17 protein-coding genes are annotated in these 17,094 nt (G+C 59.6%); 9 read left to right on the forward strand and 8 right to left on the reverse strand.

Annotated elements, in window-relative coordinates; all coding sequences use genetic code 11:
* Positions 1 to 51: 51 nt before the first annotated feature.
* The 7 genes from AUK77_RS04635 to AUK77_RS04665 all read right to left on the reverse strand — a co-directional run bounded on the left by AUK77_RS04635 (position 52) and on the right by AUK77_RS04665 (position 8,683).
* Entirely contained in the window at positions 52 to 324 is a 273-nt protein-coding gene (locus AUK77_RS04635) for an oxidative damage protection protein (RefSeq protein ID WP_296126699.1), read from the reverse strand.
* Positions 321 to 1,400 carry an A/G-specific adenine glycosylase gene (mutY, locus tag AUK77_RS04640; RefSeq protein ID WP_296126701.1) on the reverse strand — a complete coding sequence of 360 codons (1,080 nt, stop codon included), beginning with the start codon at positions 1,398 to 1,400 and terminating at the stop codon, positions 321 to 323. The genes AUK77_RS04635 and mutY overlap by 4 nt, the downstream gene beginning before the upstream one ends.
* The gene (locus AUK77_RS04645; RefSeq protein WP_296126704.1) at positions 1,397 to 3,619 is read right to left on the reverse strand and encodes an AsmA family protein; all 2,223 of its coding nucleotides are present in this window, start codon (positions 3,617 to 3,619) and stop codon (positions 1,397 to 1,399) included. The genes mutY and AUK77_RS04645 overlap by 4 nt, the downstream gene beginning before the upstream one ends.
* Before the next feature lie 372 nt (positions 3,620 to 3,991).
* On the reverse strand, positions 3,992 to 4,774 hold the full coding sequence (locus tag AUK77_RS04650; protein ID WP_296126706.1) for an ABC transporter ATP-binding protein: 783 nt from the start codon (positions 4,772 to 4,774) through the stop codon (positions 3,992 to 3,994).
* 10 nt (positions 4,775 to 4,784) lie between these two features.
* Positions 4,785 to 5,657: a nitrate ABC transporter permease gene (gene ntrB, locus AUK77_RS04655; RefSeq protein ID WP_296126708.1), complete on the reverse strand. Its 873-nt coding sequence runs from the start codon at positions 5,655 to 5,657 to the stop codon at positions 4,785 to 4,787.
* A 31-nt stretch (positions 5,658 to 5,688) separates the two neighbouring features.
* Positions 5,689 to 7,020, reverse strand: a complete 1,332-nt coding sequence (locus AUK77_RS04660; RefSeq protein WP_296126709.1) for a CmpA/NrtA family ABC transporter substrate-binding protein — start codon at positions 7,018 to 7,020, stop codon at positions 5,689 to 5,691.
* Positions 7,021 to 7,408: 388 nt separating this feature from the next.
* Positions 7,409 to 8,683: a nitrate regulatory protein gene (locus tag AUK77_RS04665; protein WP_296126711.1), complete on the reverse strand. Its 1,275-nt coding sequence runs from the start codon at positions 8,681 to 8,683 to the stop codon at positions 7,409 to 7,411.
* Between the two features lie 132 nt (positions 8,684 to 8,815).
* Here AUK77_RS04665 and hisB point away from each other — a divergent pair, with 132 nt between their 5' ends.
* The 9 genes from hisB (at position 8,816) to AUK77_RS04710 (ending at position 15,670) form a co-directional block, all read left to right on the forward strand.
* Positions 8,816 to 9,409, forward strand: a complete 594-nt coding sequence (hisB, locus tag AUK77_RS04670) for an imidazoleglycerol-phosphate dehydratase HisB (protein WP_296126713.1) — start codon at positions 8,816 to 8,818, stop codon at positions 9,407 to 9,409.
* Positions 9,410 to 10,048, forward strand: a complete 639-nt coding sequence (gene hisH / locus AUK77_RS04675) for an imidazole glycerol phosphate synthase subunit HisH (protein WP_296126715.1) — start codon at positions 9,410 to 9,412, stop codon at positions 10,046 to 10,048.
* On the forward strand, positions 10,049 to 10,309 hold the full coding sequence (locus AUK77_RS04680) for a DUF2164 domain-containing protein (RefSeq protein WP_296126716.1): 261 nt from the start codon (positions 10,049 to 10,051) through the stop codon (positions 10,307 to 10,309). It abuts the gene before it with no gap.
* Between the two features lie 36 nt (positions 10,310 to 10,345).
* Positions 10,346 to 11,083, forward strand: a complete 738-nt coding sequence (hisA, locus tag AUK77_RS04685; protein WP_296126718.1) for a 1-(5-phosphoribosyl)-5-[(5-phosphoribosylamino)methylideneamino]imidazole-4-carboxamide isomerase — start codon at positions 10,346 to 10,348, stop codon at positions 11,081 to 11,083.
* Positions 11,084 to 11,208: 125 nt separating this feature from the next.
* Positions 11,209 to 11,979 carry an imidazole glycerol phosphate synthase subunit HisF gene (gene hisF, locus AUK77_RS04690; RefSeq protein ID WP_296126720.1) on the forward strand — a complete coding sequence of 257 codons (771 nt, stop codon included), beginning with the start codon at positions 11,209 to 11,211 and terminating at the stop codon, positions 11,977 to 11,979.
* A gap of 60 nt (positions 11,980 to 12,039) precedes the next feature.
* Positions 12,040 to 12,996 (forward strand): stealth family protein, encoded by a 957-nt coding sequence (locus AUK77_RS04695; RefSeq protein ID WP_296126722.1) that lies wholly within the window; start codon positions 12,040 to 12,042, stop codon positions 12,994 to 12,996.
* A gap of 251 nt (positions 12,997 to 13,247) precedes the next feature.
* Positions 13,248 to 13,985: a transporter substrate-binding domain-containing protein gene (locus tag AUK77_RS04700; RefSeq protein ID WP_296126724.1), complete on the forward strand. Its 738-nt coding sequence runs from the start codon at positions 13,248 to 13,250 to the stop codon at positions 13,983 to 13,985.
* A gap of 99 nt (positions 13,986 to 14,084) precedes the next feature.
* On the forward strand, positions 14,085 to 14,840 hold the full coding sequence (locus AUK77_RS04705) for an ABC transporter substrate-binding protein (RefSeq protein WP_296126726.1): 756 nt from the start codon (positions 14,085 to 14,087) through the stop codon (positions 14,838 to 14,840).
* A gap of 74 nt (positions 14,841 to 14,914) precedes the next feature.
* Positions 14,915 to 15,670 (forward strand): ABC transporter substrate-binding protein, encoded by a 756-nt coding sequence (locus AUK77_RS04710; RefSeq protein ID WP_296126728.1) that lies wholly within the window; start codon positions 14,915 to 14,917, stop codon positions 15,668 to 15,670.
* A 79-nt stretch (positions 15,671 to 15,749) separates the two neighbouring features.
* Here the strand turns inward: AUK77_RS04710 and AUK77_RS04715 are convergent, their stop codons facing one another.
* Positions 15,750 to 17,051 (reverse strand): S41 family peptidase, encoded by a 1,302-nt coding sequence (locus AUK77_RS04715; RefSeq protein WP_296126729.1) that lies wholly within the window; start codon positions 17,049 to 17,051, stop codon positions 15,750 to 15,752.
* Between the last annotated feature and the right edge of the window lie 43 nt (positions 17,052 to 17,094).

Genomic DNA, 17,094 nt, shown 5'->3' on the forward strand with positions numbered 1-17,094 from the left:
TGTCGCCGCTAAAGCGCAATGCCGCCCAACGCCTCCCACGGTGTGGCCGAGTTATTCGCTCGGCGGCACGTAGCCTTCGGCTTGGGCGTATTCTTCGCCGGAGAGGAATTTGTCCATTTCGCCCTGGAGGAATTTGCGGTCTTCGGCGTTCATCATGTTCAGCCGGCGCTCGTTGATCAGCAGGGTCTGGTGCTTCTGCCATTCGTCCCAGGCTTGCTTGGATACATTGTTGAAGATGTCTTCCCCTTTCGCGCCCGGATACGGCGGGCGCTCCAGGCCGGGGAGTTCCTGCTTGTGTTTGCGGCACTGCACGGTGCGGGTCATGGTTGTTCTCCAGTGTTCTGTGGGATAGCCAGTGCATCGGCCGCGCGTTTCAGTAGTTTTTTAACCGGGGCGGCGAGGCCCAGGCGCGGCGGGGTGGCGAGGTTATACCAGAGCCAATCGGCCTCGGCCACGGCGGCGGGCGCGCTGTTGACGCGAATCAGGTGCGGTTCGATGGCCAGTTGGAAGTGGCTGAAGGTATGGGTCAGTTCGGCCAGCGCTTGTGCTTGCGCCAATTGCAGGCCGTGACGGTTGGCTAGGTTGTCCAGATCGTTTAGGTCGTCCAACTCCGGCAGGCTCCACAGGCCGCCCCAGAGGCCGCTGGAAGGGCGGCGGTAGAGCAGCACTTCGTGGTTGCTGTTGGCCAGAATGGGCATCAAGGTGCGCTTCTGCGGCAGGGTTTTGCGCGGCTTGGGGATGGGGTAGCGAATCTCCAGGCCGAGCAGGTGCGCCTGGCAGCCGCTTTTCAGTGGGCAGAGCAGGCAGCTGGGTTTGCTGCGGGTACAGAGCGTTGCGCCCAGATCCATCATGGCTTGTGTGTAGTGATTGACGCGGGCCTGCGGGGTGAAGCGCTCGGCCACATCCCAAAGCTGTTTCGCCACCTTCGGTTCGCCCGGATAGCCTTCCTGCGCGACATAGCGGGCGAGGACGCGCTTGACGTTGCCATCAAGGATCGGCGCGCGCAGGCCCATGCTCAGGCTGGCGATGGCGCCTGCGGTGGAACGGCCAATGCCGGGCAGCTCGGTGAGTTGTTCGACATCGCGGGGGAATTCGCCGGCATGTTCACGCAGCACAATCTGCGCGGTTTTCTGCAGGTTGCGGGCGCGGGTGTAGTAGCCCAGCCCCGTCCACAGGTGCAGCACTTCGTCTTCCGGCGCGCCGGCAAGGTCCTGCACCGTTGGCAGGGCGGCCATAAAGCGGTCAAAGTAGCCGAGCACGGTGCTGACCTGAGTCTGCTGCAACATGATTTCCGACACCCACACGCGGTAAGGCGTGATGCCCTGTTGCCACGGCAGGTCTTTGCGCCCGTGGCTGTCGTACCAGTTGAGTACCGCGTTAGAAAACTGCTCAGGACTCATCGGTTGAACAGGCCCTTGAGTGCGTCTTTCAGTTCGGGGCTGACTTTGTCGCCGAGCTTTTCTTCGATCTTATCGTTGAGCTTGTTGCCGGCCAGTTTGGCGGCGACTTTGCCAAGCCCTTCCTGATCCAAACGGCAGGCTTTGCCGCCCATTTCCAGTGGGCCACGGCAGCGCACCGGCCATTCGATGCCGACATAGCGCGCGTTGACCTGGCAGGCTGGGTCGGGCATTTCGCGTTGGTCGCCGAGGATGCTGACGCCGATGCGGTAGTCGAGACTGAGGATGCGCAGGTCCAGATCGCCCTTGCCACTGACCGCTAGGCCCGGAATGCGTGCCTTGAGATCCGGGTTGCTGGCCACGCCGTTGATCAGCTTCAGGCTGCCTTGCAGGGTTTCAAACGGCGTGTCTTTACCGCGCGGGTCTGTAGTCAGGGCTTTGCGGTTGAGGGTGGCGATGCCACGACACAATTGCTGTTCCAGGTTGGCGTCGAGCAGTACGCCGTCATTGAGTTGGAAGTTGGCGCTGCCGTTGAGCCCATCAACCCAGGCGCGCTGGCTGTTGCCGCTGGTGCTGAGGTTGGCGCTTAGGTCGAGCAGGCCTTTGATCGGCGAAGGCTGCTCAGGCTTTTTCAGGAAGGGTTCCAGTGGGATGCGTTTGAGGGTTTTTTGTACGTTTAGCAGCGGGACGGCCGGGCGCACGTCGAGGCTGCCTTTGCCCTCGAAGCTGCCATTACCCAAGGTGCCGCGCACATCCTGCAGGCTTAGCAGGCCGCCTTTGCCTTGGGCCTTGAGGCTGAAAGCGTTGATAGATTGTTGCTGCACGGTGAGCTGATCGAGGCTCAGGTCGAGCTGCATGTCGAGCTTGCGCAGGGTATCGATCGGCAGCACTTCGCTGCTGCTCCAGGCGTGCTGAGTGGGCGCGTCGGGCAACGGTGTGCTGCCCGATGACCCCGCGCTGGCGACACTGGCTTTGACCTCGGCGGTGCGCGCGGCGTTGGTGTCTTTGGCGTTTTTATCAGGTGCGGGCAGGTAGCGATCCAGATTCAGTTGATCGCCTTTGAGTTGTAAGCGCAGCGCTTGCTTGGCGAAGTCGGCCAGGGCCAGTTGGCCGCTGAAGTGGCTGTCGTCGAGGGTCAGTTTGAGGTCTTCAAGGGTCAGGCTGTTGGCTGTACCGCTGAGGCGGGTGACCAGCTCGAACTGGTTGAGGGCTTTGGCGTCGCTCATCGGCGGCAGTTTTTGGCCGATGGTGGCGAGGAACTCGCGCAGGTTGACGGGTGCAATTGACAGGCCGCCGCTCAGTTGTGGCTGTTTATCCAGGTCGCGCACTTTCAGCTCGCCTAAAGCGCGCAGCTGGTTCGCGGAGAGTTTCAGGCCGTTCCATTCCGCCACTTGGGCGGCGAGGTCGACGAGAAGTTGGCCTTGAGCGGAGTAGGTGAGGGTTTGCCCGTCGAAAGGCTCGCCGGACACTTCCCCAGACAAGCGCGCGTCTTCCAGTTGGTAGCGCTTCAGGGCGCGGTCGAAGCGCAATTCGCCTTGCAGCTCGCTGCGGGCGCGCAGCACGGGCTGGTTAAGGCCGAAGAAGGCGCTGAGTTTGACCGGGATGCCTGCGCCTTCGCGGATCGCGCCGGTGGTCAACTGGATGCTTTCTGCGCTGAATTGCTGGCCTTTCTGCACGTCGTGATAGCTGATGCGTGCGCCATTGACGATCAGGCTGTCGATGTCCAGTTTCAGCGGTTCGCTGCTGTCTGTCGGGGTGGTGCTTGGCGCGTCGTTGTTAGGGGGTATTGAGGCGTCGGCGGTCGCTGGTGCGGCGCTGGCCGGTTTGCCGACGTTTTCCCAGTTGCTGCGGCCTTTTTCGTCGCGCTGCAGGTTGAGGTTGAGGCCGTCGATGCGGATGTCGCTCATCTGCACTTCTTTGCGCAGCAGCGGCAATACGCGCACCGACAGGCCCAGCAAACGCAGGTCGGCAAAGGGTTGTTCTGGGGTGCTGAGGCTGGCCAGGCTGGCATCCGTCAGCTCCAGGCCCAGCCAGGGGAACAGGCTCCAGCCGATATCACCGTTGAGGGTCAGCTCCAGATTGGCCTTGTCGCGGGCGATCTGGCGGATCTCGTCTTTGTAGTCATTGGGATCGAACAGGTGGGTGAGGGCAAAGCCCAGCGCCACGATGATCAGCAACAGGCCAAGAAAAAACAGGCCGAGGATTTTGCCGAGCGCTTTCATCTACGAATCCTTGCTTCGAATGACTGGAATTAAGGCAAGCGAGTATAGCGCCGACAGCCAAGCGAATTCGCCTTGCTGGTCGCACTGAGGTTCAGGGTTGTGTGGTGTGCCATTCCTGCTGCTCACGGCCTTGGCAATCGTCATGCGGGAGGCCCGGGCTAGCGAGGCTGACAAAGCCTGGCGGCTTGGATCAGCAAAGTGGCCGCCGGTTCCCCGGCGGCGAGGCGGCAGCTCTGTTTGCTGTGATTAATTTTCAAGCTTGAGGGGTGGGCCTGGGCCGACCGACGTCTACCCAGGCCGTTACAAAGAGGCCTGTTGCTTGCTGGTGCAGCCCTTATCTTCACGTGTATGCGTTTGATGTGGCCTCGCCTGTCAGTGCAGGCGATGACGGTCGTGCAGGAAGCTCAGCACCGCGCGGCGGCAGCGGTTGTATTCCGGATCGTCCGCCAGGGCGATGCGGTCGCGCGGGCGCGGCAGATCGACTTTGAGGATTTCACCGATGGTGGCGGAGGGACCGTTGGTCATCATCACGATGCGATCCGAGAGCAGCACCGCTTCGTCGACGTCGTGGGTGATCATCATCATGGTGTTGCCCACGTCTTTCTGGATGCGCATCACCTCGTCCTGCAAGTGGGCGCGGGTGAGGGCATCGAGTGCGCCGAAGGGTTCATCGAGTAGCAGCACCTTAGGTTTCATGGCCAAGGCGCGGGCAATGCCGACACGTTGCTTCATACCGCCGGAGATTTCCTGCGGGTATTTGTTCAGCGCGTGGGCCATGTTCACCAGCTTGAGGTTGTGCTCCACCCATTCGCGGCGTTCGCGTTTATCCATGCTGCGTTTAAACACCTTGTTGACCGCCACTTCGACGTTTTCAAACACCGTCAACCAGGGCAGCAACGAGTGGTTCTGGAACACCATGCCGCGATCCGGGCCGGGGCCGTTGACCTCTTTGCCATCCAAAATGACCACGCCAATGCTCGGCTCCAGCAGGCCGGCAATGATGTTCAGCACCGTGGATTTGCCACAGCCGGAGTGGCCGATGATGGAGATGAACTCGCCCTGGTCGATGCGCAGGTTGATGCCCTTGAGCACCTGCGAGGAGACCTTGCCACGGGTAAAGCTCATGTCCAGTTGTTCAACGCTGAGATAACTCATGTCCGACTCCTCAGGCGGCGGGAATGCCGCGAGTAATGCGCTTGCCGACGAAGGCCACCAGGCGGTCGAGGCAGAAGCCGACGATGCCGATGTAAACGAGCGCGAGAATGATGTCGCTGATGCGTGAGGCGTTCCAGGCATCCCAGATAAAGAAGCCAATACCGACCCCGCCAATCAGCATCTCGGCGGCGATAATCGCCAGCCACGACAGGCCCACACCAATACGCAGACCGGTAAAGATGTAGGGCGCTGCAGCCGGCAGCATGATGATGTGGAAGTATTCCCAGGCGTTGAGCTGCAGCACTTGGGCGACGTTGCGGTAGTCCTGCGGGATGTTACGGATGCCCACCGAGGTGTTGATGATGATCGGCCAGATGGCGGTGATAAAAATCACGAAAATCGCCGACGGATGACTGTCCTGAAAGCCGGCCAGAGACAGCGGCAGCCAGGCCAGTGGCGGCACCGTGCGCAGCACCTGGAACAGCGGATCAAGGCCGCGCATGGCCCAGTCGGACTGGCCGATCAATACGCCCAGCGCAACGCCAGCGGCGACCGCCAGCAAGTAACCGACCGCCACACGTTGCAGGCTGGCCAGCAGTTGCCAGGCCAAACCCACGTCGTTGCCGCCGTTATCGTAGAAGGGGTCGACGATCAGCTCCCAGGTTTCGCTGATCACCTGAGAGGGCGGCGGCAGTGCTGCGCCTGCGCCCGAGCAGAGCATCTCCCAGATCAGGCCGAGCATCAGCAGAATCACCAGCGGCGGCAGCAGGTCCTGCAGCAAGGTCTGCTGCAGGCGCGTGCCGATACGACTGAGCGTTGACGGCGTGGTGTCAGTCGGCGGACTGGCCACGGCGGCGGGCTCAATTTTTACCTTGGCATTCATCATGTTTCTCCTTGCAGGCAATGCCGGGTGATCAAACCATGGCCTTGATGGTCAGGCTGTCCAGGTAGGCTTGCGGGTTTTCCGGGTCGAATACCTTGCCGTCGAAGAATTTCTCGATACCGCGTGACGTCGAAGTGGGGATCTGTTCGGCCGGCAGGTTCAGCGCCGCGGCCGCTGCGCGCCAGATGTCTTCGCGGTTGACTTGGGCGATCAGCGTTTGGCTGTCGAAGTTAGCTGGCAGGTAGCCCCAGCGCTTGTTCTCGGTGAGGAACCAGAGGTCGTGGCTCTGGAACGGGTAGGAGGCAAAATCGTCCCAAAAGCGCATTTGCTCGGGATGGTTTTCCACTACCTTGCCGGTGCCGTAAGCGAAGTTGCCTTTCATGCGGTCGATGATGTCGGCGTAAGGTGCGCCGATCCAGCGGCGCTGCGAGCAGATCTTCGCCACTTCTTCTTTGTTTTCCGGTTTTTCGCAGAACATCTGCGCTTCCATTATGGCCATGGTCAGCGCCTGTGCGGCCTTGGGGTTGGCGGCCACGTAATCACTGCGCAGGGCGAAGGATTTTTCCGGGTGGTTGTGCCACAACTCGCCAGTGGTATTGGCGGTGTAGCCAATCTTCTGGTTGATCAGCTGGGCGTTCCACGGCTCGCACACGCAGAAGGTGTCCATGCTGCCGACTTTCATGTTGGCAACCATCTGCGCGGGCGGCACGGTGATGGTGCTGATGTCGTTGTTCGGGTCAATGCCCCCAGCGGACAGCCAGTAGCGCATCCACAGGTCATGGGTGCCGCCGGGGAAGGTAATGGCGGCGTTGACCTTTTTGCCGCTGGCTTTCTTGGCTTCGAGGGCGGCTTTGAACGGCGTGCTGTCGACGCCGATCTTAAGGTCGCGGTATTCCTCGCCCACCGAGATGCATTGGCCAGCCAAGTTGAGGCGAGCCAGGATGGAAATTGGCACCGGCTGATTGTTCGGCGTAACGATGCCGGCGCTGATCAGGTAGGGCATAGGGGTGAGGATATGAGCACCGTCGATGCCGTTATTCGCCGCGCCGAGCACCAGGTTGTCGCGGGTGGTGCCCCAGGACGATTGCTTGAGCACTTCCACCTCGGTCATGCCGTATTTGGCAAACAGGCCCTTCTCGGCGGCGACAAACAGCGGTGCGGCATCGGTCAGGGCGATAAAGCCCAGCTTGGCCTTGGTGGTCTCCACGTCGCCGGTAGCAGCCCAGACGCTGCTTTGGCTGCTCAGGCCCATGCCGCCGAACAGGGCGATGCCGCTGGCGGCCGCGATGGATTGTTTGAGGAAGCGGCGGCGCGAGGCCAGCAGCGGGCTGTTGGTGTCGTCGTGGGTCGGCTTATCGGTCATGGCTCGGTTTCCTCGGGGCAAAAAAAACGATGTCACGCTGACCGGCTGAGCCGGCGGGCGTGGACACCGTTGTCCATTTGGGGTTGTGGTGCCCGCCATGTAGCCGGGCTTGAAGGCGTAACTGCGAAAGGCGTGCCAGCCTCTCGGTATGAGGCGGTTTGAGCGTGGTAATAATCCTGTTGTGTGAGCAAGATCAGACGCTTGCGCGGCTCTGCGCATGCTCGCAGGGCTGGGTCGCGTGACAATCTGTGCGTTGCAATGCTCTTTTGTGGTGCGCAACTTTCTCGACTCGCCTTACTTCAGTGCTGTCCTGTTGCGGCGTAATACAGGTCTATGAACAGCGCCTGGCGCGATCATCCTGCGTTAAACGCAGTGTGGGCTGAATGCTTCAACGGCCTGCTAGGGCGGCGCTGCTGCTGAGCAATCGTTGGGCAATGTCTTCAATGCGCAGACCCTGATTCATCGCCGATTGACGCAGCAGGGCATAGGCTTCGCTTTCGCTGTAGCCGTGCTGTTTGATCAGCAGTTGCTTGGCGCGCTCGACTACCTTGCGTTCTTCAATGGCCTGACGTGCATCGCGCAACTCGTCTTGTAGCACCTGCAGGCGCTGCGACTGGTGTTGCAGAAGGTCTAGGGTGGAGCGCGCCAGATTGCCGCTCAGGCCGTCTTCTGGTGTGCTGTCGAGGTTGCTGCTTTGCACGCTAAATAGCCGCAGTTGTTCGGCGGCCTGCCGTTCGCTGAGGTTTTCCAGTACGCGGCGATGGCTGTGCAACTCGTCACGGATGCCTTGCATGCCTTGCTGGCAGCGCTGCAGCAGGTCTTCTTCAAGGTGGCTTTCAATCGTCTGCATCAGGTCGATACGCTGGGTGTGCAGTTCGAACCACAGCTCGCCGAGTTGCGGATCAACGGTGGCGCCGGCATGGGTGCTGTGGGCGATATCACGCAGGCGACAGGCCTGCAGGTTGCTGGTGCTGGAGCAGAGCGTTTGCCACAAGGCCTGGCTGGCGGGGTCGGCAAAGCGATTAAACGTGCTGAAGCTGCGTTCTTGGTATTCCTGCAGGTGGCTTAGACGCTCCAGTTGCTCAGGCTCAAAGTAACCATGGGTTAAGCCGTGCACGCCCAGCGCCCGCTCCTGTCCGGCCAGCTCTTTGCCTTGCATAAAGTTGAACAGCGCCACCAGGCAGCGGGTGATGTCGGGGTCTACCGCGCTGTCAGCGGCTTCGAACACCACGGCCAGCAAGCCACTGATCAGGCGCACCAGGGCGGCGGTGGCGTCCTGCGCGTTGACCCGTCGCTCGCGGATGCGCCGACGCAGGCTGGGCAATTCATCCAGGTTATGCAGGGCGTGGGCGATGCGAGTGAACAGCCGGGTTTTGTCGGCGGCCCCCAGGCCGTCCTGATTCATTTGCTCCAATGTGTCGCGAAATTGCCGTTCCAGCGCGATGGACGCCTGGCTCAGGCTGTCCAGTTGCGCGCCTTGGTGTGCGGCGCTGCTGCTCAGGTAGAGGTTGGAGTAGCCGCGCTCCTTTTGCAGGGCGTGCACCAGTTGGCTGACGCGGGTCACCAGCGCGCAGGTCTGCGCTAGATCCTCCAGGCCAAGCAACTCGCTGCGCCGTGCGGCGAGCATAAAACGCAGGGTGGCGGGCATTTTCTTATGCGGCATGGGCGCGGCCTTGGCAGGTCAAATAGGCGTGCATCTGCAAGATGCAGTCCATCCGGCGGGGGTGCGTATCCCCCTTGGCGCTTTGCGCCTATAATGCCAGCCCTTTTCCGTTGGCAATTTCTGGAGCTGGTGATGGCCGAACGTACGGCATCCGTCGAGCGCAATACCCTGGAGACCCAAATCAAGGTCTCGATCAACCTGGATGGGACTGGCAAAGCCAAATTTGATATTGGCGTGCCGTTCCTTGAGCACATGCTTGATCAGATTGCCCGTCATGGCCTGATCGATATGGATATCCAGTGCAAGGGCGACCTGCATATCGACGATCACCACACCGTGGAAGACGTCGGCATCACCCTCGGCCAGGCCTTTACTCAGGCCATCGGCGACAAAAAAGGCATGACCCGTTACGGTCATTCCTACGTGCCGCTCGATGAAGCGCTGTCGCGTGTGGTGATCGACTTCTCCGGTCGTCCGGGCCTGCAAATGCAGGTGCCGTTCACCCGCGCCGTAGTCGGTGGTTTTGACGTGGACCTGTTCCAGGAGTTCTTCCAGGGTTTCGTCAACCACGCCCTGGTCAGCCTGCACATCGACAACCTGCGCGGCACCAACACCCACCACCAGATTGAAACGGTGTTCAAAGCGTTCGGCCGCGCGCTGCGCATGGCGGTGACGCTGGACGAGCGTATGGCCGGGCAGATGCCGTCGACCAAAGGGTGCTTGTAAGTGCAAACCGTTGCAGTAATCGACTACGGCATGGGCAACCTGCATTCGGTGGCCAAAGCGCTGGAGCACGTCGGTGCCGGTAAAGTGCTGATCACCAGCGACGCTCAGGTGATTCGCGAAGCGGATCGCGTGGTGTTCCCCGGTGTGGGGGCGATCCGCGATTGCATGGCCGAGATCAAGCGCTTGGGCTTCGACAGCCTGGTGCGTGAAGTCAGCGCGGATCGGCCGTTTCTCGGCATCTGCGTGGGCATGCAGGCGCTGATGGAGCACAGCGAAGAGAACGATGGCGTCGATTGCATCGGCCAGTTCCCCGGCAAGGTGCGTTTCTTCGGCAAAGACATGGTCGAGGATGGCGAGCCGCTGAAGGTGCCGCACATGGGCTGGAACGAGGTGGCGCAGTCGGTCAAACATCCGCTGTGGCACAACATTCCGGACCTGGCGCGCTTCTACTTCGTGCACAGCTATTACATCGAGGCCGGCAATCCTAAGCAGGTGGTTGGTCGCGGCCACTACGGCAAGGATTTCGCCGCTGCGCTGGCCGAAGGCTCGCGTTTTGCCGTGCAGTTCCACCCAGAAAAAAGCCACACCCACGGCCTGCAGTTGCTGCAGAATTTCGCCGCTTGGGATGGCCGCTGGTAAATGAGCCGGCCCAAGCAAAAGCCGCCGCTGATGACCTTGAACGCCGAGCAGGAGCGTGAAGCCTGCTTGGTGCTTAAGCGTTTTATGGCGGAACGCTTTGAGCTGGAATTGGGCAGTTTCGAGGCCGCCGAGGTGCTCGAACTGTTTGCCCGCGAGATTGCGCCGCACTACTACAACCGGGCGATTTTCGATGTGCAGACTCACCTGAAAGAACGGTTCGAGAGCATCGAAAGCGACCTTTGGGCGCTGGAAAAAAGCTGACCCACCGAATTCACACGACTTGAGCAGGTTCAACCGATGCTGATTATCCCCGCTATCGATCTGAAAGACGGCGCTTGTGTGCGCTTGCGCCAGGGCCGCATGGAAGACTCCACGGTGTTCTCCGATGACCCGGTGAGCATGGCCGCCAAGTGGGTCGAGGGCGGTTGCCGCCGTCTGCATCTGGTCGACCTCAACGGTGCCTTTGAAGGCCAGCCGGTGAACGGTGAAGTGGTCACCGCTATTGCCAAGCGCTACCCGACCCTGCCGATCCAGATCGGCGGTGGCATCCGTACCTTGGAAACCATCGAGCACTACGTGCGTGCTGGCGTCAGCTACGTGATCATCGGCACCAAGGCGGTGAAAGATCCGCAGTTCGTCACCGATGCCTGTAAAGCCTTCCCCGGCAAAGTCATCGTGGGCCTGGATGCCAAAGACGGTTTCGTCGCCACCGACGGCTGGGCCGAAGTTTCCACTGTGCAAGCCACTGACCTGGCCAAGCGCTTCGAAGCCGATGGCGTCTCGGCCATCGTTTATACCGACATCGCTAAAGACGGCATGATGCAGGGCTGCAACGTCGAAGCCACCGCTGCCCTGGCAGCCGCCAGCCGCATTCCGGTGATCGCCTCCGGCGGCATCCACAACCTGAGTGATATCGAGAAGCTGCTGCTGGCGCGCTCGCCGGGCATCATCGGTGCAATCACCGGGCGTGCCATCTATGAAGGCACTTTGGATGTGGCTGAGGCGCAGGCTTTCTGCGACGCCTTCAAAGGCTGATCTGAACGTAGGGTGGGTTAGTCGCGCTGCGGCGTAACCCACCGTTGGAGTCATCCGTTGGCGCGACGATAGGTCTCGCTGCGCTCAGCGGAACGCCGCCCGCCCCATCCAACGAGAACATAGTTATGGCTTTGGCTAAACGCATTATCCCCTGCCTCGACGTGGACAATGGCCGCGTGGTCAAGGGCGTCCAGTTCGAGAACATCCGCGATGCTGGTGACCCGGTGGAAATCGCCCGGCGCTACGACGAGCAAGGTGCCGACGAGATTACCTTTCTCGACATCACCGCCAGCGTCGACGGTCGCGACACCACGCTGCACACCGTCGAGCGCATGGCCAGCCAGGTGTTTATCCCGCTGACGGTCGGCGGCGGCGTACGCACCGTACAGGACATCCGCAACCTGCTGAATGCCGGCGCGGACAAGGTCTCGATCAACACTGCAGCAGTATTCACCCCCGAGTTCGTGGGCGAAGCTGCCTCGCGCTTTGGCTCGCAGTGCATCGTCGTGGCCATCGACGCCAAGCGCGTGTCGCTGCCTGGCGAAACCCCGCGCTGGGAGATCTTCACTCACGGCGGGCGCAAGCCGACCGGCCTGGATGCGGTGCTCTGGGCGAAGAAAATGGAAGACCTCGGTGCCGGTGAAATCCTCCTGACCAGCATGGACCAGGACGGCGTCAAGAGCGGTTACGACCTGGGCGTGACCCGCGCCATCAGCGAAATGGTCGGCATTCCGGTGATCGCCTCCGGCGGCGTCGGCAACCTGCAACACCTGGCCGACGGCATCATCGAAGGTAAGGCGGCGGCGGTGTTGGCGGCGAGCATCTTCCACTTCGGCGAATACACCATCCCCGAGGCCAAGGCCTATATGGCCAGCCGCGGTATCGTGGTGCGCTGACGCGGGTTGGATTTTAACGGCTGCTAAAAACAGCGATGTGGATGGATAACTGGATTAACAATGCAAATTGATGCTGTGATCACGTGGGTTAATGGGGGTGATGCTGATTGGCGTGCCAAGCGGCAACATCACTCACGTGAGCCTCAGCTCGACCTTTTGCCCTCCTCAAACGGTGAGGGGCGTTACCGGGATAACGACGACTTACTGTTTCTGCTGCGCTCAATGGAAAAGTTTTGGGGCATTGATGGCAATATCTTCATTGTCACCGACCAGCAGATACCGGGCTTTATCGCCGATCATCCTCGGCTGCGCATTGTCGATCACTCTGAAATTCTCGCTGAACACTATCTGCCGACTTTCTCGTCGCGTGCTATCGAATCAGTGCTCCACCACATCCCCGACTTGGCAGAGCATTTCGTCTCGTTCAATGACGATCAAATGCTGATGCGGCCTGTTCAATCAAAAGACTTCTTCAGTGCGGCTAGCGCTATGGTTTTTTTGACCCGTGAGCGAATCCCGGTGATTGACGCAGAGTTGCAACTCTCGGGGCATAACGATGCCAGTAACGCACGGCATTGGATGCAGCAAACCTATGGTGCATCGACCATTGAGTTCATTCCCGAGCACGCCCCGAAAGCCATCCGTAAAAGCTGGATGATGGAACTGGAGCATGCTCACCCAGAGATTTTTGAAGAGGTGCGTCAGGAAAAATTCAGGCGCCGTACCGGTCAGAGCATCCTGGCCAACCTCTATCTTGACTGGTGTGCGACCCATGGTCGGGCCGACATTGGCTGGGAGCAATGCCGATACCTGCTAACCGATGATGTGGAGAATGAAACGGTCGCCTCGCTGGTGGACTCGCTCGGGCATCACCTGTGCGTTTGCATCAACGACACAACTGACGATCGCTCAGACATCGCCACCATGCGCGATAGGCTCGACCGAATCCGCACCGAGCTTTTCCCCCGCCCAAGTAACTTCGAGTCATCAGGCCTTCGGGTTTCGGCTAACGCATAAGTGCTGAGCCGATTACTGATTTCGGCGCGTGCCCCCTGACAGACTGCGGGCACTTTAAAACTCATCTGCTTGAGCGCTCCAGCCGTAACGATGCGGCACAGTCGATCAGCCAGCCACTGCTGCGGGCGAGTCGACAGCAATATGTGGCATCGCCCGCTAGAATTATTCCGTTTGCGCACAGATCGAAGTTGGCACATCTGCGTTCTGCGCGCTTGTTCTTATAAGTGGCCTTGCCCATGCGCGGAGTTTCTATGCCTGCTATCCGACTTTTAATCGTTTTGTGGCTGTTGTGTGTTGCCAGTCTGGCGCATGCGCAGCCGTTGGTTTTGCTAACCGAAAACCTGCCGCCGTTCAGCATGGCCGCCAGTGGTGGCAATTTTGCCAAAGATGCGGATGTGCAAGGGATTAGCAGCGACACCGTGCGCGCGCTGTGCCAAAAGGCAGAGTTGGAGTGCCAGTTTATTCTGCGTTTTCCTTGGGATCGCTTGTACAAACAGGCACTGGATAACAAAGGCTATGGCCTTTTTTCCACCATTCGTACGCCGGAGCGCGAGTCGTTGTTCAAGTGGGTCGGGCCTATTGCAGTCAGTGACTGGGTGCTGCTGGCCAAGGCTGACAGCTCTATCAGCCTTGATTCGCTGGAGCAGGCAGGTGCGTATCGCATTGGTGGCTACCGTAACGATGCCATTTCGCAGTTCCTGATTGATAAAGGCCTCACCGTACAAACCAGCCTGCAAGACAAAGAAAACCTTGGCAAATTGGAGAAAGATCAAATCGACCTGTGGGCCACCGACGATGTGGCTGGGCGTTACATGGCCAAGCAGTCACCGCTCGGGGCACTGAAGGTGGTGCATCGCTTTAACAGTGCGGATTTGTATCTGGCCTTAAACAAGGAAACGCCGGATGAGCTGGTGCAGAAGTTACAGACGGCACTCGATGCCATGCGCGCGCAAGGTGAGTTGGCCGCCATCAAAAACAGTTATTTCTAAACGGCCCCGCTTAGACGCAGGGCGCTGACCCTAGGCTGGGCTTAGTCCGCTGTGCTGGGTATGCTTGTTCCCGAAGCCCAACTAAAGATGTGAGAAATCATGGTTAAACAATTCCTTACCGCCCTCGTTGGCACGTTTATGGTGCTTGCAGGCAGTGCTCGTGCCGAAATCGATCCGAATTACCGCATGGTGCTGCTTACCGAGAACTTCCCGCCCTACAACATGGCGATTAATGGCAAGAACTTCGCCCAAGAAGACAACATTGACGGCATTGCCGTGGATATTGTCCGCGAAATGTTCAAGCGCGCCGGCATTCAATACAACATGACCCTGCGCTTCCCTTGGGATCGGATTTACAAGCTGGCCCTGGAAAAACCGGGCTATGGCGTATTCGTCGCGGCACGCTTACCCGAGCGCGAGGCGCTGTTCAAATGGGTCGGCCCAATTGGGCCGGATGACTGGGTTCTGCTGGGGCAGGCGGACAGCAGCATCACCCTCAATAGTCTGGAGGATGCCAAACAGTACAAGGTAGGCGCGTATAAAGGTGACGCGATTGCCGAGCATTTGGTCGAGAAAGGTCTGTCGCCGATTACCGTTCTGCGCGATACGGAAAATGCCAAAAAGCTTATGGCTGGGCAGATTGATCTGTGGGCTACGGGTGATCCGGCTGGGCGATACCTGGCCAAGCAGGAAGGTATCAGTGGACTGAAAACCATCCTGCGTTTTGACAGCGCCGAGTTGTACCTAGCGCTGAACAAGGAAGTACCGGATGAAGTGGTGCAAAAACTTCAAGCCGAGTTGGACAAAATGCGCAGTGAAGGGTTTGTCGACGAAATTCTCAACAACTACCTGTAACGCCGAGAATCAGCGGGCTTGTCATAAGCGGGCCCGCCGCTAGCCATAATCACAATTCAAGCGAGCGAAACCCTATGTTGAAAACCATGAAAGCCAGCCTGTTGTTCGGGCTCCTGTTCAGTGCCTGCGCCGCGCAGGCGGAGTTGCCCGCCGATTACAAAGTGGTCCTGCTGACCGAGAATTTCCCACCGTTCAACATGGCGGTGGATGACAAGAACTACGCCCGTGACGATGGGATTGACGGCATCAGTGCCGAAATCGTCCGTGAAATGTTCAAGCGTGCGGGCATCAACTACACCCTGACGCTGCGCTTTCCTTGGGATCGGCTCTACCGCTTGACCCTCGATAAGCCCAATTACGGCCTGTTCTCCACGACCTTCACCGCCGAGCGTCAGCCCCTGTTTAAATGGGTTGGGCCGCTGGCAAAGACGGGCTGGGTGTTGTTGGCGGCGCCGGGTAATAACGTCACCGTTTCCAGTCTTAAAGACGCTGCGCAATATCAGATTGGCGCCTATAAAAACGATGCCGTCAGCCAGAACTTGGAAAGCCAGGGCCTGAGCCCGGTCAATGCGCTGCGTGATCAGGAAAACATCAAAAAGCTGCTCAGCGGCAAGATTGACCTGTGGGCCACCACCGACCCGGTCGGGCGTTACCTGGCCAAACAGGAAGGCGTCAGCGGGCTGAACACGGCGTTGCGTTTTAACGAGGCCGAACTGTTCCTTGCGTTGAACAAAGACACCCCTGATGAGGCGGTGCAGCGTCTGCAAAAAGCCCTGGATGAGATGCGCGCCGAAGGCTTTATCGACGAGATGATCAATAACTACCTGTAAGTTCAGGCGCTATTAAAAAGCCCGGCCTCGAGTGATCAAGGCCGGGCTTTTTGTTACGGCGGTTTCGTACGTGCGTGCTCTAGTCGCCGCGCGTAACGCTCAGGCCTTTGAGTAGATTCAGCGCCTGGCTCAGTTGGTAGTCATCATCCTGGGGGCGCGCTGGGCTGTCGGTTTTGCCCTTGCTGGGTTTGTCCGCGCCGCCGTTACCGTTGCCCAAATGGCCTTGCAGATCGGCTTCTTTGATGCCGCTTTCATCCTGCTCTCGGGTGAGCTTAGCGCGTGCGACTTCGATATCCGGCACGATGCCTTGAGCCTGAATCGAGCGGCCGTTGGGCGTGAAATACAGCGCCGTAGTGAGCTTGAGGGCGCGGTCGTTATTCAGTGGCAGTACGGTTTGCACCGAACCTTTGCCAAAACTGTCGGTGCCCATCAGCACGGCGCGCTTGTGATCCTGCAGGGCGCCGGCAACGATTTCCGAGGCCGAAGCGCTGCCACCGTTGATCAGTACCACCAACGGTGCGCCTTCGCTGGCGTCTGCTGGGTCGGCATTAAAGCGCAGTTCTGAGTTGGCGATACGCCCTTCGGTGTAGACAATGAGGCCTTTCTTGAGGAAGTGATCGGTGACTTCTACCGCCGCTTGCAGCACGCCGCCGGGGTTATTGCGCAGGTCGAGAACAATGCCGCGCAGCTTCTTGCCGTTGTCTTTACGCAGCTTGGCCAGCGCCTTGCCGACTTCCTCGCCACTGTTGACCTGGAACTGGGTGATGCGGATGTAGCCGTAGCCCTCATCGAGTAACTGGCTCTTCACGCTTCTGACCTTGATTACGGCACGCATGAGTTCGACGTCGAACGGTCTGCCGCCTTCGCGCACCAGCGTCAGTTCAATCTCGCTGCCAGGCTTGCCGCGCATTTTCTCCACGGCTTGCATCAGCGACAGGCCTTTGGTGGGTTGGCCGTCAATTTTAATGATCAGATCGCCCGGCTGAATGCCGGCCGCCGAGGCCGGGGTGTCATCAATCGGGGAGACAACTTTGAGGAAGCCATCTTCGCTGCCCAGCTCAATACCCAGGCCGCCGAACTCACCACTTGTGCTTTCCTGCAGATCGCGGAAGGCTTCTGGCTCTAAATAGGCCGAGTGCGGATCTAGGTTGCTGAGCATGCCCTTGATGGCATTTTCCAGCAGGGTTTTATCGCTGACCGGTTCGACATAGGCCGATTTGATGCGGTCCATCACTTCGGCAAAGGTGCGCAAGTCATCCAAGGGCAGTGGCGCGCTATCGCTAACGGTATCCGTCGCCAAGTCCGGCGTGGCCTGCGCAGCCTGGCTGCCCAGCAGGGTCGTGGCCAGCACCAGTGCGGTGAGGCGGAACAGATGCGGCATGTCTTACTCCTGTCCTGAATCGGTAATCGCGGCACTCACTAAA

This window comes from Pseudomonas sp. Ga0074129 (assembly GCA_001465025.1).
In the GTDB taxonomy this organism is placed as follows: Bacteria; Pseudomonadota; Gammaproteobacteria; order Pseudomonadales; family Pseudomonadaceae; genus Aquipseudomonas.

Coding starts and splice junctions, on each gene's coding strand:
- AUK77_RS04635 (WP_296126699.1), bottom strand. CDS start 324: ATGACCCGCACCGTGCAGTGCCGCAAACACAAGCAGGAACTCCCCGGC.
- mutY (WP_296126701.1), bottom strand. CDS start 1,400: ATGAGTCCTGAGCAGTTTTCTAACGCGGTACTCAACTGGTACGACAGC.
- AUK77_RS04645 (WP_296126704.1), bottom strand. CDS start 3,619: ATGAAAGCGCTCGGCAAAATCCTCGGCCTGTTTTTTCTTGGCCTGTTG.
- AUK77_RS04650 (WP_296126706.1), bottom strand. CDS start 4,774: ATGAGTTATCTCAGCGTTGAACAACTGGACATGAGCTTTACCCGTGGC.
- ntrB (WP_296126708.1), bottom strand. CDS start 5,657: ATGAATGCCAAGGTAAAAATTGAGCCCGCCGCCGTGGCCAGTCCGCCG.
- AUK77_RS04660 (WP_296126709.1), bottom strand. CDS start 7,020: ATGACCGATAAGCCGACCCACGACGACACCAACAGCCCGCTGCTGGCC.
- AUK77_RS04665 (WP_296126711.1), bottom strand. CDS start 8,683: ATGCCGCATAAGAAAATGCCCGCCACCCTGCGTTTTATGCTCGCCGCA.
- hisB (WP_296126713.1), top strand. CDS start 8,816: ATGGCCGAACGTACGGCATCCGTCGAGCGCAATACCCTGGAGACCCAA.
- AUK77_RS04680 (WP_296126716.1), top strand. CDS start 10,049: ATGAGCCGGCCCAAGCAAAAGCCGCCGCTGATGACCTTGAACGCCGAG.
- hisA (WP_296126718.1), top strand. CDS start 10,346: ATGCTGATTATCCCCGCTATCGATCTGAAAGACGGCGCTTGTGTGCGC.
- hisF (WP_296126720.1), top strand. CDS start 11,209: ATGGCTTTGGCTAAACGCATTATCCCCTGCCTCGACGTGGACAATGGC.
- AUK77_RS04695 (WP_296126722.1), top strand. CDS start 12,040: ATGCAAATTGATGCTGTGATCACGTGGGTTAATGGGGGTGATGCTGAT.
- AUK77_RS04700 (WP_296126724.1), top strand. CDS start 13,248: ATGCCTGCTATCCGACTTTTAATCGTTTTGTGGCTGTTGTGTGTTGCC.
- AUK77_RS04705 (WP_296126726.1), top strand. CDS start 14,085: ATGGTTAAACAATTCCTTACCGCCCTCGTTGGCACGTTTATGGTGCTT.
- AUK77_RS04710 (WP_296126728.1), top strand. CDS start 14,915: ATGTTGAAAACCATGAAAGCCAGCCTGTTGTTCGGGCTCCTGTTCAGT.
- AUK77_RS04715 (WP_296126729.1), bottom strand. CDS start 17,051: ATGCCGCATCTGTTCCGCCTCACCGCACTGGTGCTGGCCACGACCCTG.